This window comes from Halobacillus litoralis (assembly GCF_004101865.1).
GTDB lineage: Bacteria > Bacillota > Bacilli > Bacillales > Halobacillaceae > Halobacillus > Halobacillus litoralis_A.
This window is the reverse complement of record NZ_CP026118.1, coordinates 1,461,071-1,486,464: the sequence shown is the minus strand read 5'-3', so window position 1 is coordinate 1,486,464 and position 25,394 is coordinate 1,461,071. Positions and strand designations below refer to the sequence as shown.

The 25,394-nt window shown below is 42.3% G+C and carries 24 protein-coding genes; 16 read left to right on the top strand and 8 right to left on the bottom strand.

Annotated features, from left to right (window positions below; genetic code table 11):
* Nucleotides 1–82 precede the first annotated feature (82 nt).
* The 7 genes from gatC to HLI_RS07505 all read left to right on the top strand — a co-directional run bounded on the left by gatC (nt 83) and on the right by HLI_RS07505 (nt 7,060).
* A complete protein-coding gene (gene gatC / locus HLI_RS07535) occupies nt 83–373 on the top strand; it encodes an Asp-tRNA(Asn)/Glu-tRNA(Gln) amidotransferase subunit GatC (protein ID WP_128524412.1) in 291 nt (96 codons plus the stop codon).
* 12 nt (nt 374–385) lie between these two features.
* On the top strand, nt 386–1,855 hold the full coding sequence (gatA, locus tag HLI_RS07530; protein WP_128524411.1) for an Asp-tRNA(Asn)/Glu-tRNA(Gln) amidotransferase subunit GatA: 1,470 nt from the start codon (nt 386–388) through the stop codon (nt 1,853–1,855).
* Nucleotides 1,855–3,285 carry an Asp-tRNA(Asn)/Glu-tRNA(Gln) amidotransferase subunit GatB gene (gene gatB / locus HLI_RS07525; RefSeq protein ID WP_128524410.1) on the top strand — a complete coding sequence of 477 codons (1,431 nt, stop codon included), beginning with the start codon at nt 1,855–1,857 and terminating at the stop codon, nt 3,283–3,285. The genes gatA and gatB overlap by 1 nt, the downstream gene beginning before the upstream one ends.
* 152 nt (nt 3,286–3,437) lie before the next feature.
* Complete coding sequence (locus HLI_RS07520) at nt 3,438–4,349, top strand: diacylglycerol kinase (RefSeq protein ID WP_128524409.1); 912 nt, start codon at nt 3,438–3,440, stop codon at nt 4,347–4,349.
* 285 nt (nt 4,350–4,634) lie between these two features.
* Nucleotides 4,635–6,011 carry a 23S rRNA (uracil(1939)-C(5))-methyltransferase RlmD gene (gene rlmD, locus HLI_RS07515; protein WP_128524408.1) on the top strand — a complete coding sequence of 459 codons (1,377 nt, stop codon included), beginning with the start codon at nt 4,635–4,637 and terminating at the stop codon, nt 6,009–6,011.
* Nucleotides 6,012–6,093: 82 nt separating this feature from the next.
* The gene (locus HLI_RS07510; protein WP_128524407.1) at nt 6,094–6,720 is read left to right on the top strand and encodes an RQC-minor-1 family DNA-binding protein; all 627 of its coding nucleotides are present in this window, start codon (nt 6,094–6,096) and stop codon (nt 6,718–6,720) included.
* Nucleotides 6,721–6,859: 139 nt separating this feature from the next.
* Nucleotides 6,860–7,060 carry a hypothetical protein gene (locus HLI_RS07505; protein ID WP_128524406.1) on the top strand — a complete coding sequence of 67 codons (201 nt, stop codon included), beginning with the start codon at nt 6,860–6,862 and terminating at the stop codon, nt 7,058–7,060.
* Nucleotides 7,061–7,098: 38 nt separating this feature from the next.
* Here the strand turns inward: HLI_RS07505 and katG are convergent, their stop codons facing one another.
* On the bottom strand, nt 7,099–9,333 hold the full coding sequence (gene katG / locus HLI_RS07500; protein WP_128524405.1) for a catalase/peroxidase HPI: 2,235 nt from the start codon (nt 9,331–9,333) through the stop codon (nt 7,099–7,101).
* A 294-nt stretch (nt 9,334–9,627) separates the two neighbouring features.
* Here katG and HLI_RS07495 point away from each other — a divergent pair, with 294 nt between their 5' ends.
* The 3 genes from HLI_RS07495 to HLI_RS07490 are packed head-to-tail and all read left to right on the top strand — an operon-like array spanning nt 9,628 to nt 10,990.
* Complete coding sequence (locus HLI_RS07495; RefSeq protein WP_128524404.1) at nt 9,628–10,092, top strand: SRPBCC family protein; 465 nt, start codon at nt 9,628–9,630, stop codon at nt 10,090–10,092.
* A gap of 34 nt (nt 10,093–10,126) precedes the next feature.
* On the top strand, nt 10,127–10,288 hold the full coding sequence (locus tag HLI_RS21555; RefSeq protein ID WP_164908511.1) for a hypothetical protein: 162 nt from the start codon (nt 10,127–10,129) through the stop codon (nt 10,286–10,288).
* Nucleotides 10,289–10,336: 48 nt separating this feature from the next.
* Nucleotides 10,337–10,990 (top strand): HAD hydrolase-like protein, encoded by a 654-nt coding sequence (locus HLI_RS07490; protein WP_128524402.1) that lies wholly within the window; start codon nt 10,337–10,339, stop codon nt 10,988–10,990.
* 130 nt (nt 10,991–11,120) lie between these two features.
* Here HLI_RS07490 and HLI_RS07485 read toward each other — a convergent pair whose 3' ends face one another.
* The gene (locus HLI_RS07485; protein WP_128524401.1) at nt 11,121–12,287 is read right to left on the bottom strand and encodes a DUF4317 domain-containing protein; all 1,167 of its coding nucleotides are present in this window, start codon (nt 12,285–12,287) and stop codon (nt 11,121–11,123) included.
* A gap of 193 nt (nt 12,288–12,480) precedes the next feature.
* Between HLI_RS07485 and HLI_RS07480 the strand changes: the two genes are divergently transcribed.
* Nucleotides 12,481–12,741: a hypothetical protein gene (locus HLI_RS07480; RefSeq protein ID WP_128524399.1), complete on the top strand. Its 261-nt coding sequence runs from the start codon at nt 12,481–12,483 to the stop codon at nt 12,739–12,741.
* A gap of 77 nt (nt 12,742–12,818) precedes the next feature.
* Here the strand turns inward: HLI_RS07480 and HLI_RS21550 are convergent, their stop codons facing one another.
* Nucleotides 12,819–12,992, bottom strand: coding sequence for a hypothetical protein (locus HLI_RS21550; RefSeq protein WP_164908510.1), 174 nt, complete (start codon nt 12,990–12,992; stop codon nt 12,819–12,821).
* Nucleotides 12,993–13,264: 272 nt separating this feature from the next.
* On the opposite strand from HLI_RS21550, the gene HLI_RS07475 reads away from it, so the two are divergent.
* From HLI_RS07475 to HLI_RS07465, 3 genes are all read left to right on the top strand, one after another.
* Nucleotides 13,265–13,501, top strand: coding sequence for a hypothetical protein (locus HLI_RS07475; RefSeq protein WP_128524397.1), 237 nt, complete (start codon nt 13,265–13,267; stop codon nt 13,499–13,501).
* 93 nt (nt 13,502–13,594) lie between these two features.
* Nucleotides 13,595–15,796: an ATP-dependent helicase gene (locus HLI_RS07470; protein WP_128524395.1), complete on the top strand. Its 2,202-nt coding sequence runs from the start codon at nt 13,595–13,597 to the stop codon at nt 15,794–15,796.
* 88 nt (nt 15,797–15,884) lie between these two features.
* The gene (locus HLI_RS07465; protein WP_128524393.1) at nt 15,885–18,695 is read left to right on the top strand and encodes a DEAD/DEAH box helicase; all 2,811 of its coding nucleotides are present in this window, start codon (nt 15,885–15,887) and stop codon (nt 18,693–18,695) included.
* Nucleotides 18,696–18,756: 61 nt separating this feature from the next.
* Here the strand turns inward: HLI_RS07465 and HLI_RS07460 are convergent, their stop codons facing one another.
* A complete protein-coding gene (locus tag HLI_RS07460) occupies nt 18,757–19,161 on the bottom strand; it encodes a (deoxy)nucleoside triphosphate pyrophosphohydrolase (protein WP_128524392.1) in 405 nt (134 codons plus the stop codon).
* Between the two features lie 229 nt (nt 19,162–19,390).
* Here HLI_RS07460 and HLI_RS07455 point away from each other — a divergent pair, with 229 nt between their 5' ends.
* Complete coding sequence (locus HLI_RS07455) at nt 19,391–19,777, top strand: DUF4870 domain-containing protein (RefSeq protein WP_128524390.1); 387 nt, start codon at nt 19,391–19,393, stop codon at nt 19,775–19,777.
* Nucleotides 19,778–20,119: 342 nt separating this feature from the next.
* Nucleotides 20,120–21,067 (top strand): homocysteine S-methyltransferase, encoded by a 948-nt coding sequence (gene mmuM, locus HLI_RS07450; RefSeq protein ID WP_128524389.1) that lies wholly within the window; start codon nt 20,120–20,122, stop codon nt 21,065–21,067.
* A gap of 68 nt (nt 21,068–21,135) precedes the next feature.
* Here mmuM and HLI_RS07445 read toward each other — a convergent pair whose 3' ends face one another.
* From HLI_RS07445 to HLI_RS07430, 4 genes are all read right to left on the bottom strand, one after another.
* Complete coding sequence (locus tag HLI_RS07445; protein ID WP_128524387.1) at nt 21,136–22,920, bottom strand: S9 family peptidase; 1,785 nt, start codon at nt 22,918–22,920, stop codon at nt 21,136–21,138.
* 187 nt (nt 22,921–23,107) lie between these two features.
* A complete protein-coding gene (locus HLI_RS07440; RefSeq protein WP_128524385.1) occupies nt 23,108–23,689 on the bottom strand; it encodes a hypothetical protein in 582 nt (193 codons plus the stop codon).
* A gap of 14 nt (nt 23,690–23,703) precedes the next feature.
* A complete protein-coding gene (locus tag HLI_RS07435; protein WP_128524383.1) occupies nt 23,704–24,168 on the bottom strand; it encodes a hypothetical protein in 465 nt (154 codons plus the stop codon).
* 124 nt (nt 24,169–24,292) lie between these two features.
* A complete protein-coding gene (locus tag HLI_RS07430) occupies nt 24,293–25,027 on the bottom strand; it encodes a poly-gamma-glutamate hydrolase family protein (RefSeq protein ID WP_128524382.1) in 735 nt (244 codons plus the stop codon).
* Between the last annotated feature and the right edge of the window lie 367 nt (nt 25,028–25,394).

Below are 25,394 nucleotides of genomic sequence, written 5' to 3'. Positions count from 1 at the left end.
AAGGTGTGCAACGAACGTTGAAATTACATTCTGAAGTTTGGTATGATCATATATTATGTGAGATCGAAATGGAGGTCGCATTATGTCCAGAATCAGTAAAGATGAAGTGAAGCACGTCGCGAATCTTGCGCGTCTTGCGATTACGGAAGAAGAAGCAACAACATTCACCAAGCAGTTAGATGATATTATCACCTATGCAGAGCAGTTGAATGAACTAGATACCACGGGTGTGGAACCAACGACACACGTCCTTGATTTGAAGAATGTAATGCGTAAGGACGAGCCGAAGAAGTGGATCACGCAGGAAGATGCACTGAAAAATGCACCAGATCAAAAGGATGGGCAGTTCAAAGTGCCATCCGTATTGGAATAAGGAGGTTCGACGATGTCTCTATTTGACTATACATTACGTGAGCTTCAAGAGAAGCTACATAACAAAGAAATCACTGTTACCGAGTTAGTAGAAGAGTCTTACAAGCGAATCGACGAAGTGGACGACCAAGTTCAAGCATTTCTTACATTAAATAAAGAAGCTGCTATTGCGAAAGCAGCTGAACTTGATAACGTGCGCGGCAGTGATGAATCGAAATTGTTTGGTCTGCCGATCGGTGTGAAGGACAACATCGTAACGAAAGGCTTGCGCACAACAGCAGGAAGCCAGATCCTTTCAAACTTCGAGGATCCACTTTACGATGCTACCGTCGTCAACAAGCTGAATGACGCGAAGTCTGTCACAATCGGTAAATTGAATATGGATGAGTTCGCAATGGGCTCTTCCAATGAAAACTCCAGCTATTCAGCAGCACGGAACCCTTGGAATACGGATTATGTGCCTGGAGGCTCCAGTGGTGGTTCTGCAGCAGCTGTAGCGGCAGGAGAAGTCCCTTACTCCCTTGGTTCCGATACAGGCGGTTCCATCCGTCAGCCAGCCGCTTACTGTGGTGTTGTCGGGCTGAAACCGACATACGGTCGTGTATCACGTTTTGGGCTGATCGCCTTTGCATCTTCTTTAGACCAAATCGGTCCAGTTACTCGAAACGTAGAAGACAACGCGTTTCTACTTGAAACGATTGCTGGTCATGACAAGATGGACTCTACATCAGCGAACGTCGAAGTGCCGAAATACACGGAAGCTCTTACAGGTGACGTGAAAGGCATGAAGATTGCTGTACCAAAAGAATACCTTGCTGAAGGTGTTGCGGCAGAAGTGAAAGAAGCGGTACAATCCGCTCTTAAAGAATATGAAAAATTAGGCGCGACATGGGAAGAAGTATCTCTTCCACATTCGAAATACGCGCTATCGACGTATTACCTGCTTTCATCTTCAGAAGCATCTGCCAACTTGGCCCGTTTTGACGGCGTCCGTTACGGCAAGCGTGCAGAAGATGCAGAAACGATGCTCGATATGTTCATGCGTTCCCGTGCAGAAGGCTTCGGCGATGAAGTGAAGCGCCGGATCATGCTTGGAACGTTTGCATTGAGCTCAGGTTATTATGAAGCGTATTATAAGAAAGCTCAGCAAGTACGTACTTTAATCAAAAACGATTTTGAAAAAGTGTTCCAGGACTATGATGTCATCATCGGGCCGACGACACCGACACCTGCCTTCAAAGTCGGAGACAAAGTCGACGATCCAATGACAATGTATGCAAACGATATTTTGACGATCCCAGTCAACCTTGCCGGTGTACCGGGTATCTCTATCCCGTGCGGATTCTCCAGCGCAGGCCTGCCTATCGGTTTGCAAATCATCGGAAATCACTTCGAGGAAGGTACGGTTTATCGTGCAGCCCATGCCTTCGAACAAGCGACAGAATTCCATAAACAACGCCCGTCCCTTGGAGGTGCGCGCTAATGAACTTTGAAACGATCATCGGACTTGAAGTCCACGTAGAACTGAAAACAGACTCGAAAATATTCAGCCCGTCTCCGAATATGTTCGGGGACGCACCGAATACGAACGTTAATCCGATCGACCTCGGTTATCCGGGCGTACTGCCGGTCTTGAATGAAGAAGCTGTTAATTTCGCAATGAAAGCGGCAATGGCTCTGAACTGTGAGATCGCCACAGATACCAAGTTCGACCGTAAGAACTACTTTTACCCAGACAATCCGAAAGCTTATCAGATTTCACAATTTGATAAGCCGATCGGCGAAAATGGTTACATTGATATCGAAGTCGAAGGTAAGAAAAAACGCATCGGCATCACCCGTCTTCATATGGAAGAAGATGCGGGTAAACTGACACACAGCGACGACGGCTATTCTCTTGTCGACTACAACCGTCAAGGTACACCGCTTGTCGAAATCGTGTCTGAGCCTGACATTCGCACACCGAAAGAAGCGTACGCGTATTTGGAAGCATTGAAAAATATCATCCAGTACACCGGCGTTTCCGATTGTAAGATGGAAGAAGGCTCATTAAGATGTGACGCCAACCTTTCCATTCGTCCGATCGGGCAGGAAGAGTTCGGTACAAAAACAGAGCTCAAGAACTTGAACTCCTTCTCCTTCGTACAAAAAGGACTTGAGTTTGAAGAAGTTCGTCAAGAAAGAGAGCTGCTGGCAGGCGGGGAAATCCTTCAGGAAACACGTCGTTACGATGAGCAGACGAAAGAAACGATCCTCATGCGTGTCAAAGAAGGATCAGACGATTATCGTTACTTCCCAGAGCCGGACCTTGTGCCCTTACACATCGATGAAGCCTGGAAAGAGCGGATTTTCGCACAAATTCCTGAACTTCCTGACGCTCGTAAGAAACGCTATATCGAGGAACTTGAACTTCCGGAATACGATGCGATGGTACTTACCAACAACAAAGAACTTTCTGATTTCTTCGAAGAAACGATTGCAGCCGGCGGGGATATTAAACAGACGTCCAACTGGTTGATGGGAGAAGTCTCCGCGTACATGAATAAGCAATACAAAGAACTTCATGAACTGGAAATAACACCAGAATCTCTGGCGAAGATGATCAAGCTGATCGAAGATGGCACCATCTCATCCAAGATTGCGAAAAAAGTCTTCACAGAGCTCGTGGAAAACGGTGGCGATCCTGAAAAGATCGTTAAAGATAAAGGATTGGTTCAAATCTCTGATGAAGGTCAACTGACTGAAATTATCGTCAAGATCATGGACAACAACCCACAATCGATCGAGGATTACAAAAACGGGAAAGATAAAGCGCTCGGATTCCTTGTCGGTCAAGTGATGAAAGAAACGAAAGGGCAAGCGAACCCACCGATGGTCAATAAAATCATTTTAGCTGAAATGGAGAAACGCTGAGTCCTATAAACTTTACGAAAGCACGCACCAAGATCAGTGCGTGCTTTCGTATGGATTGATCTTTCGGGTCATATACTATAAAAATGGTTTGCAATTACAGAAAAAAGAGCTATGATGTTACTTGGAGCATGCCTGGATAAGGGGGTCATACGATGAAACGTGCCCGAATTATATACAACCCGACCTCTGGAAGAGAAGTCATACGCAAGGTTCTCCCGGACGTTCTACAACGTTTTGAACAGTCCGGTTACGAAACCTCTGCCCACGCCACAACATGTGCTGGAGATGCTGTGAAAGCTGCCCAGTATGCTGTCGATCATAAATTTGACGTTGTTGTCGCGGCTGGAGGAGACGGAACCATTAATGAAGTGATCAACGGACTTGCCGAACAACCGCACAAACCGAAACTCGGCGTCATTCCAGTCGGGACAACCAACGATTTTGCCCGTGCACTGCACATACCTAGAAACGTCCATAAAGCCGTCGATATCATCTTGAAAGATTATACCCATCCATTAGATATCGGACGCGTCAACGACCAATACTTCATGAACATCGCCGGTGGAGGGAAAATCACCGAAGTGTCCTACGAAGTCCCAAGCAAGTTGAAAACGATGATCGGTCAGCTCGCTTACTATTTGAAAGGAATCGAAATGCTGCCATCCATCCGTCCGACCTATGTCGAGATGGAGTATGACGGCAAATGGTTTGAAGGCGAGATCATGCTATTTCTCGTCAGCAACACCAATTCCGTCGGCGGTCTAGAAAAATTAGCTCCGTCCGCCCGCATGGACGATGGCCTATTCGATTTGATGATTATAGAAAAAATGAACATCGCCGAATTCGTACGAATTGCTACACTCGCGATTCAAGGCACCCATCTCAACCATCCGAAATTCATTCATACCACAGCAAGTCGTGTGAAAGTGAAGACAGATGAGAAGATGCAACTGAATATCGACGGGGAATTTGGTGGATTATTGCCCGGGGAATTTGTCAATTTATACAGACACCTGGATTTTTTCGTTCCAGAAGAAAAGTTCAGGGTGAAAGAAGAGGAATAATGGGGAGCGCTACTGCTGAATGAAGCGGTGGCGTTCTTTTACTTTTTTAAAAATGGTAGTTATCTGGAAATTCGATTCTGGAATATTTACTGGGTTAAGGGGCCCCGGGAAACGATTCGCTTTCCGTGGGCCGTCCCTGAGCCTCCTCAGACTTTACGCGAGCTTTGGAAATGAAGAGCTTTTTTAGTAATGTTGTTCTTATGCTTGTCGGAGCTACCAGGGCGACTCCGCACTTAATGATATGATAAACTGTTATAGAGTATATAGAAAAAGGACGGATGATGAATGGCGAAACCAAAACCGCCGGTACAGAAAAACGAAACGATCGAACTCAGTTTCGAAGATTTGACGCACGAAGGCAATGGGGTGGGGAAAGTCGATGGCTATCCACTTTTCGTACCATATGGCCTTCCTGGTGAAAAGGCAGAAGTCAAAGTGGTGAAAGTAAAGAAGAACTTCGGCTTCGGCAAACTACTGGATATTAAAGAATCGAGTGAAGACCGGGTCGAACCGCCTTGTGATGTGTTCTATCAGTGTGGAGGATGTCAGCTTCAGCATATGAGCTACCAAATGCAGCTCGATATGAAACAGAAGCAAGTAAAAGATAACATGAAGAAAATCGGTCACCTTGAACATGTCCCTGTCCACCCGACCATCGGTATGGACGATCCGTGGCGCTACCGTAATAAAGTGCAAATCCCTGTCGGACAAAAAGAAAATGGAGAACTGATGACAGGATTTTACCAGAAACGAAGCCACAACATCATTGATATGGACACTTGTCTGATTCAAGATGAAATGAATGACCGCATGGTAGAAACGGTCCGCCGCATCGCTTCCAAACACGGCATCGATGCTTACGATGAACAAACCCACCGCGGTGTACTAAGGCATATAATGATTCGAACCGGCCAGACGACAAAAGACATCATGATTGTTCTTGTTACGAAAACTAAAAAGCTACCGCACAAAGATAAGCTGATCGACGAAATCCGTGATGCTTATCCGAACGTAAAGTCGATTGTTCATAACGTCAACAGCGCCAAAACAAACGTCATCTTAGGGAAAGAAACCAATGTTATTTGGGGAGACGAATACATTTATGACATGATTGGCGATATCAAATTCATGATCTCACCAAAATCGTTTTACCAGGTTAACCCGACACAGACGAAAAAGCTTTATGATCAAGCGCTTGAATACGCTGACTTAAGAAGCGGTGAAACAGTCATTGATGCATACTGTGGCATCGGTACCATCTCGTTGTTTCTCGCCCAGAAGGCTAAAAAAGTGTTAGGTGTTGAAATCGTACCGGAAGCTGTAACGGACGCGAAGAAAAACGCCCGTCTGAACAAACTGGAAAATGCTGAGTTCTACGTCGGACAAGCAGAGGAGCTCATGCCATGGTGGCGCAACCAGGGGTTGAGACCTGATGTTATTGTCGTTGATCCACCTCGAAAAGGCTGTGATGAAGAGCTGCTGAAAGCGATGCTTGATATGGAACCAGACCGAATTGTTTACGTATCCTGTAATCCTTCCACGCTTTCTCGTGATTTGCGTATTTTGGAAGACGGAGGGTATGAGACGAAAGAAGTTCAGCCTGTCGATATGTTCCCACAGACGAGCCATGTGGAGTGTGTGACGTGGCTGGAAAAAAAGTAATATGAACCTGCAAAAAGCATTAGCGTTTGTACGAAGAACTATGTAAAGTCCTTTAGCAAAACTTTGAGGAGGTGGATGTTCAATGGCACAAAATCCATTATCCCACAAAGAAATCAGAATCATCTTGGAGACAGCAGACTCGATCATTGCCCGGGGAGGCAGGACACAGCTTGCCAAGATTTTGAAAGGATCGAAGGAGAAGAAATTATTGGAGCTAGGTTTGGACAAAAACCCTGGCTACGGATTTTATAAAGATGAGAAAATCGATGATATTACCAAGAAAATTAATTGGATGATTGCTCATGATTTCTTGGACTTGCAAAAAGACTGGAAGCTGCTTTTGATTGTTTTCACAGATAAAGGATGGCTGGTTCAATCCGATCAATATGCAGATATGCTTGTTCATGAATGGAATGAGTGGATCAAACAAGGCAAAAAGAATCCGGATATGAGCTATCTGAAGGATCGGAACAGAGAGATGATCCTCTTAATGCTTGAGAAAATTAAAGAGTCAGGCAACAGGGGCTTTATTCCATACTTGCAATTATGGAAGGAAATAGATTATAAAAAAGTTCGTGCAGCCATACGGGAAACGATAAAGGTAATAGAAGGAAAAGAACCTTTTGATGAATCACCGTTAAAGAAAAGAGATGAAAAGATTAAGAAAGCCTTAGAAGGTTATTCATGGTACGATATTATTATTATGTAGGTTTATTAACGAATGCAACTTAGTCTCTATAGAGATAGGGAATTCCTTCAAAGGTATAGCATGAACATGAAGCTTTTATGCTTTTATTAGAGAGACAAAGCATGGCTATAACAGCAGTTCATTTAAAGGAGAGTCACAAATGGAAGCAAACAAAAAGTGGTTATCGATTCCTGAAGACTTCAGAAAGAAACTCAAAGCAAATGTCCGTTGTACCGGTTGTAATGATACAGTCACCATCACAGACTTCATCATTGTCGATCATTCTGTGGGTGTCATGTTGGATGGTAAATGCAAAAACTGTGGCCATAAAGTAGTTAGAGTAGTGGAGATGGAGGAATAAAGAAAAGCAGGAGGCTGGTTCAGCCTCCTGCTTTTTAGTTATGCATTGTGATACATCAAATCTTTCTTCGTCTTCAAATCGAAACGGTCGGCGTTCATGACTTTTACCCAAGCAGCTGCGAAGGCAAGCACAAATTTCTCTTTGTTGTCGTCTTGTGCATAAACCTCTGCAAGTGAACGTAGAACGGAATTAGAACCGAAGACAAGGTCAACACGGGTGGCTGTTCGAACGAGCTCGCCTGTTTGACGGTCGCGACCTTCGTATTCGTTGTAGTCGGACGGCTTCCACTCAATGTTCATATCAAGAAGATTGACGAAAAAGTCGTTGGTTAGTGTGCCGACTCGATCTGTGAATACACCGTGCTCTTTGCCATCATGGTTTGTACCAAGTACGCGCATCCCGCCGATAAGGGCGGTCATTTCCGGTGCGGAGAGTCCCAGAAGTTGTGCTTTATCTACGAGAAGTTCCTCTGGACTTAATGTGTATTTCTTCTTCTCATAGTTGCGGAATCCATCTGCCATCGGCTCTAGTACTTCAAAGCTTTCCACATCTGTTTGCTCTTGTGTAGCGTCCCCGCGTCCAGGTGCAAATGGAACAGTGATAGCAATTCCGGCATCTTTGGCGGCTTTTTCTACAGCTGCACTACCACCGAGGACGATCAAATCAGCTAGGGATATTTTTTTATATAGGTCATTTTGGATGTCTTCATAGACAGACAGTACTCTTGAAAGCTGTTCCGGCTCGTTGACTTCCCAGTTCTTCTGAGGTTCAAGACGGATACGGCCGCCATTGGCACCACCGCGATTATCAGAGCCGCGGAATGTGCTGGCAGAAGCCCATGCAGTTGTCACAAGCTCACCAACAGTTAATCCTGAGTTGAGGATTTTTTCTTTCAAGTTTGCGATCTCTGAATCTGTCAATTCATAATTAACAGATGGAACAGAATCCTGCCAAATCAGATCTTCTTCAGGAACTTCAGGTCCGAGATATCTGTCTTTAGGTCCCATGTCACGGTGAAGCAATTTGAACCACGCGCGTGCAAAAGCGTCTGCGAATTCATCCGGATTCTTATGGTAATGGCGTGATATCTTTTCGTAGTCAGGGTCCATTCGTAATGCCATATCTGCTGTTGTCATGAACGTAGGAACTTTAACAGATGGATCTTCGGCATCTGGTGCGAGATCTTCATCTTTAGGGTTTACCGGAGCCCATTGATTGGCACCTGCAGCACTTTTCGTAAGCTCCCACTCATAGCCGAATAAAAGATCATAGTATCCATTATCCCAAACCGTCGGGTTAGCTGTCCATGCGCCATCGACGCCACTTGTAATCGTGTCACGGCCTTTTCCGCTTCCGTGTGAGCTCTGCCAGCCTAAGCCTTGAGATTCAATGGGTGCTGCTTCTGGTGATGGCCCTACTTTTTCAGGATCCCCTGCACCGTGGGCTTTACCGAATGTGTGGCCGCCGGCAATAAGAGCGACGGTCTCTTCATCATTCATCCCCATACGGGCAAATGTTTCGCGGATATCGCGGGCACTTGCAAGTGGATCAGGTTCACCGTTCGGTCCTTCAGGGTTCACATAGATCAGCCCCATTTGAACGGCTGCAAGCGGGCTTTCCAGCTCTCGGTCCCCGGAGTAACGGTTGTCTTCGAGCCACTCTTTCTCAGTTCCCCAGTAGATGTCTTCTTCAGGGTGATAAATGTCTTCACGTCCACCGCCGAAACCGAATGTTTTCAAGCCCATCGACTCAAGTGCGACATTCCCTGTCAGGACAAGTAGGTCGGCCCAAGAAATTTTATTTCCATACTTCTGTTTAATCGGCCATAACAATCGTCGGGCTTTATCAAGGCTTGCGTTATCAGGCCAGCTGTTCAGAGGGGCAAAGCGCTGGTTGCCTGATCCACCGCCACCGCGTCCGTCACCTGTACGATAAGTTCCTGCTGCGTGCCAGGACATACGGATGAACAGGGGTCCATAATGTCCATAATCTGCAGGCCACCAGTCTTGACTGTCTGTCATCAGGTTATGAAGATCTTCTTTCAGTGCGTCATAATCCAGCTGTTGGAACGCTTCTGCGTAATCAAAGTCTTCTCCCATCGGGTTGGTTTTCTTATCATGCTGACGCAGAATATGCAGGTTTAATTGGTTCGGCCACCAATCTTTATTGGTTGTCCCGACTTTCGCCGTCGTTACAGCACTTTCTTCTTTTGTCTTGTCGTGCGAGACCGGGCATTTACCAGCTTGAGAATCATGCATTTCATTCTTGTCCATGTGTGAATCCCCCTTTATTATTTGTGAAAAAATTATAATCGCTCTTAGATTATAATTATAATAAAAAACGCTATGATTTGAAAGCGAGAAGTACTGATTTATCAAAAAATATTTTGACAAATAATGTTAGAATTAGACAAAGAGTTGAAGTGGGCTCTAGGTAAGAAAAAAATCTATTAATGTAACAGACTAGTTGAATAATTGAAAGTTTTACTTTAGTAAGGGGAGTTTTGGGACTTTCTGTTTATATAGGGGATAAGAGTGTGAAATGGTTCAATAGAAAGGAGAATGTAGATGCCTGTGATTCAACACGAGCAATTTATCCAAGCACCAGCAAAGCTTTGTTTTGATCTTGCAAGAGATGTAGATATCCATACTAAAACTACAGGAGCAACTAAAGAAAAAGCTGTAGGTGGGGTGACTAACGGGTTATTAGAAGAAGGAGATACAGTAACCTGGGAAGCTACACATTTTGGCATTAGGCAACAACTGACAGCTAAAGTGACATTCATGGAAAAGCCGTCACAATTCAATGATGTTATGGTAAGAGGCGCCTTCAAATCCTTTATACATACACACCGGTTTGTTGAAAAAGAAGGGGGGACTATGATGATTGACACGTTTGATTATAAGTCTCCTTTAGGGGTGGTCGGTGTTATAGCAGATAAGTGGTTTTTAGAGAAATATATGACTGCCTTTATCATTTCGCGAGCTGAAGAATTAAAAAAGGTGGCGGAAAACATTTATCATAATGGCTGATAATTTTGGTGGTGTATTGAATGGAGGGGGTTAAGTGTTAAATCATTTTAGGTTCTTTATATGGATGTTAGTGGGGATGACGCTTTGGGGTGTTTTCTTTGCTTCATCAAGTCAGAGTTATTTGGAAATCATCAGCATTTCAGTCGTGGCGACTTTATTTAAATGGCTATTTGAAAGGTTTGAGCAAAAGGAATAACATCAAAGAACATCCTACATAAATTAAAGCTTAAGGGAGAGAAAAATCATGGCACAATCATTCATTTTCGATATGGATGGTACAATCTTTAAGACAGATACAATTTTGGAACGATCTTTAGAAGACGCCTTTATTCATTTAAGGTCCCTGAATCAATGGGATAGCAGTACACCTATTGATCAATACCGGGAGATTATGGGTGTCCCGTTACCAGAAGTTTGGGAAGCATTACTGCCTGATCATTCAAATGAGATAAGGGCACACATGAATGACTATTTTCTTGAGAGATTAATAGAAAATATTAAAAGTGGAAAAGGTGCGTTATATTCTAATATCAAAGAAGTCTTCAGTTTTTTGAAAGCGAATGATTGTTCTATTTACATAGCAAGTAATGGATTAACGGAATACTTAAGTGCTATTGTAAGTCATTATCAATTGGATAATTGGGTAACGGAAACGTTCAGTATAGAACAAATTGATTCATTAAGTAAAACAGATTTAGTTCAGCGGATTACGGAAAAATATAAGATTACTGATGGTGTTGTTGTAGGGGATCGCCTTTCAGATATAAAGGCAGCTAAAGAAAACGGTTTAGTGGCTGTTGGGTGTCGTTTCGACTTTGCCAGAGAAGATGAGCTTTCTCAGGCTGATAAGGTAGTCGATGACTTCAGTGAGCTGAAACAGCTTCTGCAGCATATTTAATGGAGACCTCTCCAGTCTTTTGAATGAAAAAATGTAAAGCGTCGTCCCGTTGACTTTCAATTTTATGATGAAATAGCGCCTGTCCCTCGTTGGGGGCAGACGCAAATCACCTCAGCAGCTTATAAATCTATCACTCACCAAAAGCTTCCGGCAGCATTTTGAACCCTTCAATTTCTGCATCCTCTTCCACTTCAATCATGATGCAGCGTTTCCCTTTATAGTTGACTTGCCTTACGTACTCCAGGTCTTGGGGGCTGATGGATATGTTGGCGATTTTTGTGTTGATTTTGATTGATTTTGATTTATATTTCGGAACGATGCTGCTCGCTTTAAGCTCATAGCCTTCATCATCCGTGATTTTTTGGAAAGCGCTTTTCACTTTTTCGGAATCGACTTGTTCCCCGCTCTGATTCAACACACGTTCCACGTCTTTATAGTCGAGTTTTGGTGGTGTATCTTCTTCGTTTTCTTCTACAGTACGATTGATTTCTCCATAGACATTGGCGAGTGTAGAAGGATTGACCTGATCACCTACAACATCCCTGATGACCTCCTCGAACACCGCTTTGTCTTCTTTCGCTGTCATTATCTCTTCTCCATTCAATACTTCCTCAATAAAACGGTAGTCTGGCTCGTTGGCTTTGCCTGCCGCATAAAGGACGTGGTTCACATCAGAGGCGCCATCAGTGATTCCAGGGAAAAGAAATCCTGACATCGGGTTTTTGAGATCGATGACTGGATCAACTTCAATTTTGTACTTAAACTCCTTCTCAACGTAGTCGAATTGTATTTCCTTTTTTGGTTCTTCGGTTTTGTTGATGCTGCAAAGAATGAAGGGGTTGGAGTAAACGGCATCCCGTCCGCCTTCCTCCGTTTCTTCATTCCGCCTTCTCGTTGGTTTCATGTATTCAGCACGGATGAATGTGATGACGACATCCTTTTCATAAGGATGATCTTTGATGATTTTCTCTGTCATCAACAGCATTTGTTCTTTCCAATCATCGACGTGGCTGCTAAGTAAACCTTTATGTAAAATGAGCTGACTGTGATCTTCCGCTTCACGCACGAATTTCAGTTCAAATAACTTTTCATCGAGCTGGCCTGACAGGGTTTTTTTGAAGTTGTTCATAAAGAGCTCCTGTTGATCTCGATCGAGCATTTCGAACGGCTGGCTCTGGTGGTGGTAAATTTCTGTGCTTTCCTTCATGATATATACGTTGAATATGTTTGAAATCTTGAGCAAATCATTATCCACTTTCAACTGTCTGCGGATACCGGCTATGTCTTTTTTGTCCATCAATCGTCCACTCCTAAGTTCATTCTTCTTTCTATGATTCTTCTATTTTAACATAGGGATGATCGAATCATGCAGGCGTTGATAGGCAGAGGAAATGAAAGTTTGGCGAGAAGGACACAATTTATCCATGATGAAACATAATGGTGAACCACACCGTATGCAAAGAAGAAAAAATCAGAAAAGGGGGGAGGTTATGCTGAAAGTAATAGAACTCCTGCTGCTCTTAGCCGCGAATACGTCTGTCAGCATCTATCTCTTTCAAGAATTGGATTATTTAGGCTACATAGCTCTGTTCGGCGGAATCGGATTTTCCGTTCTTCACTTTATTAGGACATATGAGCAAAAGCGAAATCAGGTGCTGGAACATCCAGACGCCGAATACTATCACTCGATTGACATGGGTGGAGATCAATTTCACAGTGGAGAGAGTTTTGGTGATAGCAGTGATGACTAGTTATACCGCTAAATCCATAATCGTGAAGGGAATTCCCTTCACGATAAGGTTTTAAAAAGCTAAAGGTGTGCTTACTTTTAGTTATCTTGTTTAGCCGTTTTGGATTTGCGTGCTTTTTTTGCCTCTTCTTTATGAGCCTTATTAGCTGCTGCACTACCGAATTCCTCTGAAAACTCTGTGTCCGCTTTTTTCGGATCGAAACCCTTTTTATTTTTTTGTTCTGCATCGTGTTTCTTAGTTTTCTTCGCCATCAATGAACACCTCCTTACCTTAAGTATGGAGCAACACAGAAATTCTTATGTATGGGGTAGGTGCCTTCGAATGTAGTGCGAAAAGGGATATTAAAACAGGAGGGAGGATGAAAAAGTCAAGGGTTTTTCACTTCCTCAATGAAGGATTCAATTAAGGTATCTATCGTAATGGATTGAAAATATAGCGGAAAATGTAGAACAAAATGGATAAACAATTCCATGTGTATGCTGGGTTGTTTTCTTGATAAAATGAGTTGGGGTTTGCTTTACGAATGAATCTACAAAAAAGAAAATGGAATGCTATTCAATCCTTAATGAGCAGGATACATAAAGCATTGATCGAGGAGCGGAAACAGAATGAATTTGTAACGGAAGCTCCTGTAGCTGCCCGAAATCACTCCACAAGACAATTAATAGAGGCTTTCACTTTTAATAAACGTCATAAAGAAGAAAAGGATTTCTATATATGTGTGACTGAAGAATGGTTGAAGCAGAGTGGGCGGTGGTAAATGGTTGTTGCTGATTGTCCATGCAGGTCATTCGTTTTTCTGATCGATGCCATTAATTGAATGGCGATAACATTATTTGGAGGGGGGGCGTATATGTCCACGCGTTTTTTTAATTTGATGGAAGAAAAAACAGGGGTTTGTTTGAATGATGTCCAGAAGCGAGCGGTCCTGCATACGGATGGGCCGTTGCTTTTGCTCGCATCACCTGGCTCTGGTAAAACGACGACCCTGAATATGAAAATCGGCTATCTGTTACTGGAGAAAAAAGTGAAAGCAGACAGAATCATGGCAATCACTTTCAGTAAAGCATCGGCAAATGATATGTCAGAACGGTTCGGTCGTTTCTTTTCCAGCTTAACGGAGGACTATGTTCACTTTTCCACTATCCATAGTTTCGCGTTTAAGGTCGTTCGGGAATCTTTAACAAAAAATGGGCAGCAGTTTCAGCTGATCGAAGGAAACATCAGTGATGAAGAGCTGAAAAAAGGATGGGACGGCCCCGACATTCCTCTTCATAAAAAGTTCATTTTGAAAAAGCTTTATGAGGAAATGAATGGCACACAGATTACTGATGATGAGATGGACGAACTGATGACCTACATCAGTTTTGTGAAGAATCGTATGATCCAGACCGGCGACTTAGGTGGTGTCACATCGGACGTATTGAATGCGGCAGCCATCTATCAATCGTATGAACGGTTCAAGAAAAATCATGATGGGAAGCTGCTGTTGGATTTCGATGATATGCTGACCTATTGTCACCAAATCTTATTGGGCGATACCGAGATCTTATCAAAGTATCAACAGCAGTTCGAATATATTTTGACAGATGAAAGCCAGGACAATTCCATCGTTCAGCATGAGATTGTCGAACTGTTAGCCAAACCACAAAACAATCTATGTGTAGTTGCGGATGATGATCAGTCGATCTTCATGTGGAGAGGCTCGGACGTCACGAAGCTTCTGCAGTTTGAAAAGACGTATGAGGATGCGACGGTGATGACGATGTCGCAAAACTACCGATCGTCGCAGGAAATCGTGAAAGCGTCTAATCAGTTCATCAAACGGAACAAGAATCGTTATTCGAAAGAAATGTTCACAAAAAACGAGGGGCATAAACAGGTCGAAGTCAAAAACATGAGTAAATACGAGGAACAGTTGAATTATGTCACTGAAGAAATCAAAAAGAGCGGAGGGGCAGAGGAAATCGCTGTCCTATACCGGAACAACTCTTCAGCGGTCCCGCTTGCCGATAAACTGGACAAAGCCGGAATCGATTTTTATATGAAGGACATTGATGCAAAGTTTTTCAAACACTGGATTGTCGAAGATATGCTGAACTTCATGCGCTTTTCCTACAACGATCGCCGCGTTGATATCTTAGAGAGAATTCATACGAAATTCAATGCCTATATATCAAAGCAGCAGATTTTCTATTTGAAGAAAAAGAAAAACTCCCAAATCTCAGTTTTCGATATTCTGTTGGACAGTACACTGCCTGACTATCAGTACAGGAACATCAAACAGGCGAAGAAGCTTTTCAAGGAACTGAACGGAATGGAGCCTTACAAAGCGATCCGCACCATTCGGGAGAAACTCGGTTATGATCGTGCTATCCAAAAGATGGTGGAGAAATTCGGGTTCAATGTGGAACATCTCATGAGCATTCTTGATACTCTCGAAAAGATTGCAGAAGGACTCGGATCGCTCAAAGGTTTTGCTGATCGTTTGAAGGAATTAGAGAAATTACTGCAAACATCAAAATACAACAAAAATAAAAGCGCCCTCACCTTGACCACTTTTCACAGTGCCAAAGGGTTGGAGTATGACAAAGTCTATATGATCGATCTTATCAATGGGGTAATCCCATCCAAAGAGGATATGGAAACATATCGAAATCAAGATACAGGGCCAATGGAAGAAGCGGTACGCCTTTTCTATGTCGGGATGACACGGGCAAGAACAAATCTGGAGCTTTTGACTTACAACTATAAAGGAAGCGAACGTGTGACAGAATCGATTTTTGCCATGAATGTGAGAAAAATCATTCAACCGGCCGCTGAAAAATCAAAACGAAGAGGGCATGCTCCTGATCTTTCAGATGAGAACCTCCTGAAACCAGACGAAATTGAACTGGGGAGAAAGGTCGTCCATCGAAAATTCGGTCCTGGTATCATCGCAGAGTATGGCGGAGATCAAATAGGTATTCGCTTTGATGAAGTCGGATACAAAGAGCTGCTTTTGGATGTTTGTATTGAAAATGGCTTGCTTCGGAAATCTGAGGAAAAGGTTTAAAGTCAGTCTCTCATCGAGGCTGACTTTTTCTAGATCCAAAGGATAGGCATGTTACAATATTAGGAAAGACTTAGGGAGGAGGTCCTGCATGGATGAGGAAAATCGATTAATCGTAAACTCAGAATCTACCAATCTACTAAAAGAATTAACATCCTCCATTGAAACTTGTCAACGCTTTTATTTTAGTGTTGCCTTTATGAACTTTAGTGGTGTTCAACTGCTCCTTGAAGCTTTAAAAGAAGCAGAAGAGGGAGGTGTTTCCGGGAAAGTTTTAACTTCCACTTATTTGAATTTCACCGACCCAAAAGCATTGGAAAAGATAAGGGAATTTCAGAATATAGATTTGAAGGTTTTTGTTACGGATCAAACAGAAGGTTTCCATACAAAAGCTTACCTATTTGAATATGATGACTATTATAAAGTGATTATAGGTTCTTCCAATATTACTCAATCCGCATTGAAGAGTAATGTCGAGTGGAATGTGGAGATCATTTCAAAACAAGATGCAAATTTTGTTCAACAAGTCATCCAGGAGTTCGAGCGTCTTTGGGAAAGGAGTCAGGGAGCAACGGATGAATTTTTATTTGATTACAAAAGATATTTCCAAAATCTGCGTGGGATTGCCGAACAAAATGCTATTTTTGAGAAACCAGCATACATAACTCCTAACTCCATGCAACGAAGAGCGATGGATAATTTGACCCGGTTACGTTCAGTGGGAGAGAAGAAGGCGCTCGTCATTGCAGCTACCGGTACAGGAAAAACTTATATGTCTGCTTTTGATGTGAGACATATAAGGCCGAAGCGTCTATTATTCGTCGTTCACCGCGAAGAAATTTTGCAGAAAGCGAAAGAGACGTTTGAAAAGCTGATGTATGGATTTGACCTCTCTTTTGGAATGATGACAGGGACACGTAAAGATCATAACGCTGACTATATTTTTGCGAATATAAGTACGCTTTCAAATCATTATCAACAATTCTCCCCGCATGAATTTGACTATATTATTTATGATGAAGCACACCATGCGACCGCTGAATCTTATAAAAAAGTAATCGATTATTTCCAGCCAACGTTTCAGCTTGGAATGACTGCTACACCTGAACGAAGTGACAATCATTCGATTTTTGGACTGTTTGATCAAAATGTCGCTCTTGAAGTACGTCTCCATGACGCTTTAGATGATGGGATTGTGGTTCCTTTTCACTACTTTGGTATTACCGACATCGGTGATATTGATTTAAGCGATCTGTCTGTTGACGACGTTCATGAGATTGCCAAACGGCTTCAGATAAATGAACGAGTGGAATTCATAATAGATAAAATGAACTTTTATGGTCATGATGGAATGAAAAGAAAAGCACTTGGGTTCTGCGCTAACCTTGATCATGCAAGATACATGGCGGAGCAATTTAATCAAAGAGGCTTGGCAAGCGCTTTTCTTTCTGGTGATGATTCCTCAGAAGTTAGGCAGAAATGGATAAAAAAGCTGGAAGATGAAGAACATCCACTTCAATTCATCTTTACCGTGGATATTTTTAACGAAGGTGTAGATATCCCTTCTGTTAACACGGTTTTAATGTTACGTCCGACTGATTCCCCGATTGTTTTTATCCAGCAGTTGGGAAGAGGATTAAGGAAGTACCCCCAAAAGCAATTCTTGACTGTTCTTGATTTTATAGGAAACCATACAAAAGCTTTCTTGATTGCCATCGCCTTGAACGGACAACGTTATTATGACAAAGAAAGCTTGAAGGTTGCCATTGCTAGTGGTTTTGCTCATTTACCAGGCGCTACTCATATCCAGATGGACAAAATTTCAGCTGAGCGTATATTAGAACAAATCGATCAAGAAAAGTTCATGTCGAGCAAATACCTAAAAGAACAGTATTTTGAATTTAAGAAAATAAGGCAAGGGGCCGTCCCTTTTATGTTAATGGATTACTACAGATATGATGGAGCCCCGGACCCAGTAAAATTCATCATGAAAGACCAAACGTATGTAAACTTTGTCGCTAAAGCAGAAAAAGACGATCAATTAAAACTGTTATTAGCCGATGATTTATTTGAAAGTACGCTCAAATGGTTATCAAAGATGCTCCCAATTAAACGGCCGTATGATCTTATTATTGTCCATTATCTGCTGAAAGAAAAAACGGTTTCTTTTCAACAAGCTAAAAGGGAGATTTTAAAATGGGTCAAAGCTGTTCCTGATGAGAGTGTCTTTCATGCTTTACGTTTCTTGAATCAAGAATTTTTTGATACAAGAGAGAAGAACTCTATACCTAAACTTTACGTATGGAGTGGGGAAACGTTGAGTAGAACAGATGTGTTGGAAGAGTTACTGTCTCATCCTGTGTACTATGATTATTTTGTAGACGTAATCGAGTATGGCCTGTTCCGGTACGAAAGAAATTTTGGGGCGGAGAGTTACGGGGTTCCTTACTTTAAGCTATACGAACAATATAATATGGCAGAGGTCGCGCTTATCTCAAATTATGAAAAAAGCCATTCCTCTTTTCGTGGGTCAGGACTTTTGAAAAATGGCAATGAATACTTTCTTTTTGTCGACCTTCATAAAGATGCAGGAATTGCAGAGAGTGTTAATTATAACGATCGCTTCATCAGCCCGACACGATTCCAATGGGAGACACCGAACCAAACATCTCAAAGCTCACCGATAGGACAAAATATTATTAAGAATGAGGAGAAAGGGATACGACTTCACTTATTTGTTCGTAAATACAAAGAGATAGAAAAGGGCTTTCGAGAACCATTTATTTATATAGGAAAAGGTAGGACTATTTTTTATTCGGGAGAAAAGCCGATCGAGATCCAACTAGAGTTAGAGCATCAAGTCCCTCAACAATTGTATGTAGAACTAACTGAAAAGATATAAATGTGAATCCTTGCCTATAGAAAATCCCCTTCCTATATTTTAGTGGAAGGGGATTTCTTTATTAAGTTGTTACTTTCTCATCCATCAACTGATCGACCGCTGGAATATCAGCTGGTGCCCACATGAGAGATTTTAAATTTTTGCGACTCAACCAAATTAATTTCGAATGTTCACTAGCTCTAGGATGGCCTTTCGTTAATTTAGCTTTTAAAGCAATAAGGTGAATAATAAAGTTCTCATATTCATGCGTATGATCGTTAAATACTTCTTGAGCATCAATTTCACAGGAAAGTTCTTCTTGAATCTCTCTTTCCAGTGCGGTTTGTAAGTCTTCCCCTTCTTCCACTTTACCTCCAGGAAATTCCCACATATTCGGAATGGCCATATCGGGGGCCCGTAACGCGCAAAGGATTTCTTCGTCAGAGTTTTCGATGATGGCGGCAACCACTTTGACTGTTTTTTTCATCATTGTCCCTCCCTTTCAATAATTGTCTCCTTTCATAATAGCATAAGGGGAAATCCCCATCTTTTTTGGAAATGAGATATAAAAATTGCCCGGTTACTCTTAGAGTTAACGTACTTTTTACAATCAATTGTCATGTTATTTAAGGGGAGCGATATGTATAAGTAAAAAGGAGGGGGACTTTGGATTACAATTCGTCCGTAACATTTCTATTGAAAGGAGGAGGTAAAAGATGGATCAGGAAACGAAACAAAAGCCAGCTAAAAAGGTAGAAGAGGAAGTGAAAAAGTCTTCGACTGGTTTAGAGGAGAATGTCGGCGGGGTCCTTGCGTATTTACTTGGATTCATAAGCGGGATTGCCTTTCTGTTAATTGAAAAAGAAAACGAAAACGTTCGTTTTCATGCGATGCAATCCGTCATTTTATTTGGGTTTTTATTTGTTTTAGTAACCGTATTGAACGTCATTCCGGTTATTGGTTGGATGATCAATATTTTGATTGCTCCCATCTCCTTGCTCTTGTGGATTGTGTTAATGGAAAAGGCGTACCAGGGAGAAAGGTACCACCTGCCTATTAGCGGGAAGATCGCGGAGCGACAGCTTCAAAAAATGGCTGAATGAATTGTAGCATCCTTGGAATAATGGCAGATCACCTCACGAACATGGTATATGGGAGGTGGTCTTTTTAGTTTGTCATTTCTGGCTCTATGGAATTGTTAGCAGGATTAAATTGGAGGTCTGTCGAAAAGTGAGAAAAAGAACTTTGAGGAATATTGGGCAACTGTTGGATTATTTGCCTTATTTTGAAGAACAAAAGAAACCAGGTTACCCTTGTTAAAGAACATCAACTTTTGCACACCAAAAAATGATGGAAGACTATGTGAAGAAAGGTACATCACGAAGAGTTCTAAGACTGTTGGAGGAAGTATGCAAGGAAAAGTGATTATCTAAGGAGGTTTTAGAATGAACATACATAAAAGCAATCCTGTGGAAGAGATGTTGAAACAACAATCTGTGTTAATTCTTGATGGTGCCCTGGCTACTGAGCTTGAAACATATGGGTGTGATTTGGACGATCCATTATGGTCAGCGAAAGTTTTGCTGGAACAACCGGAGGCGATCGTCAATGTACATAAAGAATATTTCCAGGCTGGTGCGGATTGTGTCATAACGGCAAGTTACCAGGCTACTGTCGATGGGTTTGCTGAAAGAGGTTTGACGGAAGCGCAATCTTTAAAGTTGATCAAGAATACGGTGGAACTTGCTCAACAGGCTAGAGGTGAATATTTGAAAGAAAGAAGTCCTTCACTGAAGAAGTCCAAACCTCTTATTGCCGCATCCGTTGGTCCTTATGGTGCTTATCTTGCTGATGGATCGGAATATGTGGGGCATTATGATGTGACAGATGCACAACTGAGGGGTTTTCATCGGCCAAGAATGAAGGCATTGATAGAAGCTGGCGCAGACATTATCGCTTTGGAAACCATTCCATCGTTCAGGGAAGCTAAAGTTCTCGCTTCGTTGATGTTGGAGTTTCCAGATGCGTTTGCCTGGTTGTCGTTTACATTGAAAAACGAAAATGAAATCAGTGATGGTACACCACTTCGAGTATGTGGGGAAGAATTCGACGCTTACGAGCAAGTCGCAGCAATCGGGGTGAACTGTGCTCCTATTGATACTGCCGCTGCTGCTGTGGGTGTATTAAATAAAAACACGGACAAACCGGTTTTAATTTATCCGAATTCCGGAGAAACCTACAACGCAGGGACAAACACCTGGCATGGGGAAAATCATATAAATGATTTCGATGTGCAATCCGAAGAGTGGAGGAAGCAAGGAGCCTCCATTATCGGCGGGTGTTGCCGGACGACACCTTCTCATATTCGCGCTTTATCCGAAAGGTGGAGTTAATTCCAAATGAAAAGTGCCTGGCCCCAACGCTGAAAACCTAGCGAATACGGGAACAGGCACTTTTTTAGTTACTGGATATGCTGATCGAAGAACTCCAGCACTTTACGATAGACGAGAATCTCATTCTCTTTTTTCGAGAAGCCGTGACCTTCATCTTCTAAGACGATATACTCCACGTCTCTGCCTTCACCTTTTAAAGCCTCGACGACTTGATCGGACTCTTTCTTCACTACTCGAGGATCATTCGCACCCTGGATGACGAGCATTGGTTTCGTCATGAATTCCAAATGGTTGATAGGTGAATCTTGCTCAAGTTTACCTTTATCCTCGGCAGGGTCTCCGACAAACTGGGCGATGGCTGGTTTCCAGTGTTCTGGGACGGAATCGATGAAACTGAACAGGTTACAAGGACCGAAGATGTCGACGACGGCTTTGAAATACTCGGGGTGGCGGCCATGGAGGAGCAGCGCCATATAGCCACCGTAGCTTCCGCCCATTAATAGAATCTTATCGCGGGTGGCATATCCTTGTTCAATCAACCATTCGAGTCCGGCGATATTATCCAGCCTCGGCGCACCGCCCCAGTCGCGTTCGACCTTCTTCATGAATTCCAATCCATATCCTGTCGAGCCACGGAAGTTCGGAGCAAACAAGCTGTAACCCTGGTGGACGAGGAACAAGAAAAGAGAGCGGAAAGAATCCCTTTCTGCTGCTTGTGGTCCTCCATGGGGCCACAAAATAACGTGGCCATTATCTTTCTCAGGCTTCGGTCGGTACAAAAGCGCTTCAATTGATAAGCCATCAAAAGAGGAGTAGGTCACATATTCAGGGGCAATCAACTCCTCATTTTTGACTCCAGGTACCCCGTAATTCGTCAGAGAGTTCCAGCCTTGATCATTGAGCTGATATAAGTTGGCGGGGACTGTCGCTGAATCGCCGCGCAGGTACACATTTCCTGAGTCTGAAAGGATAATCTGATCAATGACGCTGACGGGAGCTTCGAGTTCTTTCAATGATCCATCAGCAATTTTGTAGTTGTATAAATGGTCCGCGGCCCCTTTTTCACTAACGATGTACAAGGATTTAGCAGATTTGTCGTATTTCATTTTTCCGAACTCCTCTTGGTCGAGATCGAGGACTTTTTCAAATGAATTCGTATCTAAATCGAACTTGGCCAAATAGGAGAAATCACTTTCATAGTTCGTCAGTAAATAGATTTCATTTTCAGAAACGAATACAGCTTCTGAAACGGTATGTTGAGGCTCCTTTGCTGGTGTCAGTAAAATGTCCTCATTTCCTCTTTTTACATAAGCAAGGCTGTATGTATTCGCAAAAGCTTTCAAGTAAAGGAAACTTTTCTCTTCGGGACTTGTATCTAAAAGGAACGTGGGGGCATCTTCGCCGTGTACGATCACTTCTTCATCTTCTGATGCCAAATCGTAGCAATACCCTTTCATGTACGTTTCGTCATCTTTGTTGGAAGTATAGTATAAACGGTGGCCATCTTGAGATAAAAAAGGGAAATCGTGACGTGATCCTTGATTGGCCCTGATCGGTTTGAGTGGGCCCCCTTGAGGAGGGATGGCATAAACCTGCCCATTTTCATCGCCGTCCTCATCCACGACAGCAACAATGAATTTCCCGTTCGGGTCGTAAGCGAGATGTTGACAGCTCTGATTATGAAATGTGAGTGGATAAGGGAATGTGCTGGGTAAATCCATCGCCCATAAATTGTATTTCCCATTGAAGTTAGTACTAAAGACTAATTGGGACTCGTCTGGACTGACAGCAAACGTTTCAATCCCATAGGTTTGAAAGAACTGTTCGACATCGGGTTGCGGAAAGTTCAACATTATTCTGTTCCTCCTGTGTTGATTGATTTTTAAGCACCTTTTATACCATTCGATAAATGACTGATTATACCTTTCTCCTATTTGGGAAACGAAGGTCTTGATCGATAAATGTGGACTTTCATACGTTCATAGAAATACATGAAATCGATGTCTATCAGTTATTTCATTGCCTAATGCCGAAAAATGATTACTGACTGTGCAGATATACATCCATCATCACAATCATTCCTAAAATCGCATAGAGTTGATCTTCCTCCCACTTTGATCCTCGGAGATGATACAAATCATCAGACAGAAAGGCTTCTTTAGTAGTGGGTTTAGCTATCGAGCGTTTTTTGATGGTGGCTTGCCGGTTATTCTTATCTTCTACAATAAAGTCGGAGGCCATGTTTTTTCCTGTTGCTTTAAGAAGGATTTCTCCATTCGACTTAGTAGCGGTAATGAGTTGGGATGTCATCTTCAAAGTGAATTGCAGGTTGGATGAAAGGGTCCCATCTGGCCTCAGTAACTGAACATCTTTATAGGCGCCTTTTGGTTTGACCAGACGTACCAGTACCCCTTGATCCGCAGATAAAAGTTCCATATCAAGGCTTGCGAATGTATATAATGTGGTGAATTTCATGATGCGGTTAATCCAATCATTGTATGACCTTGTACTTTCTTCAAAAGCGGCGACAATTTTATCATCCGCTTTGATTGTGTATTGCTTGCTTTGGCTTTTCATGATGGATTGTTGTTGAATTTGTAAAGTTTGATAGTCAGCTAGCATAAAACACTCTCTTTCTACTGTTGTGTGGTGTTTCTCTTATAAGATTTTTTTAAAGAGAACAAAGAGATGATATAAAAAAGGAAACCAGCTAGAGAAGCCGGCCCGATTATATCGATCCACTCCATCAGTTTAGACAATGGCCATTCGATAAGAAAGGATATAAAAAGATAGATTCCGATGAAAATAAAAGTTTGATAGATGTTCTGTTTCTTCCTGCGTTTATAATCTGTATACTTATGAACTTCTGAATACTCTAATCCTGCGAAGATGTAGCGGAGCCATACATAACCACTCACAAATAAAAAAATCAAAGGAATTAACAGCATGGGTGGGATCCCGTCCCTATCCATTATCACTAACAATCCCATATAGAAGAAAAGCAAGAGTAATAGGATCAGGGTAGATTCTGCTATGTAATAAAGTAATTGGCGTTCTTTTTCTTTATCGTCTGGAAAATGTTTCTGCAGCCAGGATCTCATATCTTTATACCTCCTCAATCATACTCGATTTATGTAATAACAACTCCGCTAGTTTAACATATAATTCCAAACCCTGGTCAGAGTGATATTTTAATGAAGACTTAGTTCAGGGGAAGGGGATTATTTAATCGTAATCTTTCATTGCTGCTTGGATGGCTTCCACATAAGCTTTGAACTCTTCTGTTTCATTAGAAGAGTCTTTCCTGGATTGGTAGCTGATGTCGCCATCTTTATAAAAGGCTTTTCTCTGTGCTCTTGTAATCTCGATTTGCACGCCTTGTCCTGTCTTCGTTTGGTTAACGTAGTTATCGGGATGGTCTCCATCTAGGTTCTCAGGTGCTTCTATGACGGTGAATCCTTTATTTTCTAAGTGCTGTTTAACGATTTGCTTCAGCTCTTCGTCTAAACCACCGATCATTGTTTGCAGCTTATCTCCGGATGCCCCATGTATTGAAATGTGGAACTTTGTGTCTGCAACCATTTTCAACGCTTGAGGTTCATCAAAACGAGTGGACGTGATATGTAAGTTGCTGTAATTGTTTGAAGTCAACCTTCCTTTAAAGGCATAAAAAGGGTAAGAAGATCCCGCAATCGCCTCCGTAAGGGAAGAGGTTGTTTCTTCAATTCCGCCGCCATGAATGGCACTCACGAGCCAGCGATCATCACCTGACCTACTTTTCACAATTTCATAATCCTCACCTTCCTCATATTCGCCAGCAAGCTCATCATATGAGCAAAAACGGTCCGACGAGCAGTCATCTTCACTCCGGCCAGTTTTTTTCTCAATCCTCTCATTTTGGAACCATAATATCGCAGCGGCTGAAAGGATAATCGCAGCCGTTGTCAGCATAATTCTCATGTTATTTCCAACACCTCTTTCTTCTAAAAGTAACGTATCAATAATATCTCCAGATGGGTACCTATCTGCTTGATTTTCTCAAATATCCTCCCTTGTATAAAATTTCGAAATGTTTGGCGAGTGGATCGGATCGGCGCATTGATACTCCATGTCTTGAAAATAGCCTTGTTAACAATAAAGTTACTAATCAAAAAGGCAGTTCTGAGCACTTCATCCAAAATTTTAGAACCTGAATCTTCCATGAAACTGTAATATGGTTAAATAATGCACTTGTTAAAATTCGGTAACAACATTTAACATAACTTAATAGTAAATACATGAAAAATACATCCCATTACACTATTCTCATCGTTCCATATATTCTGCA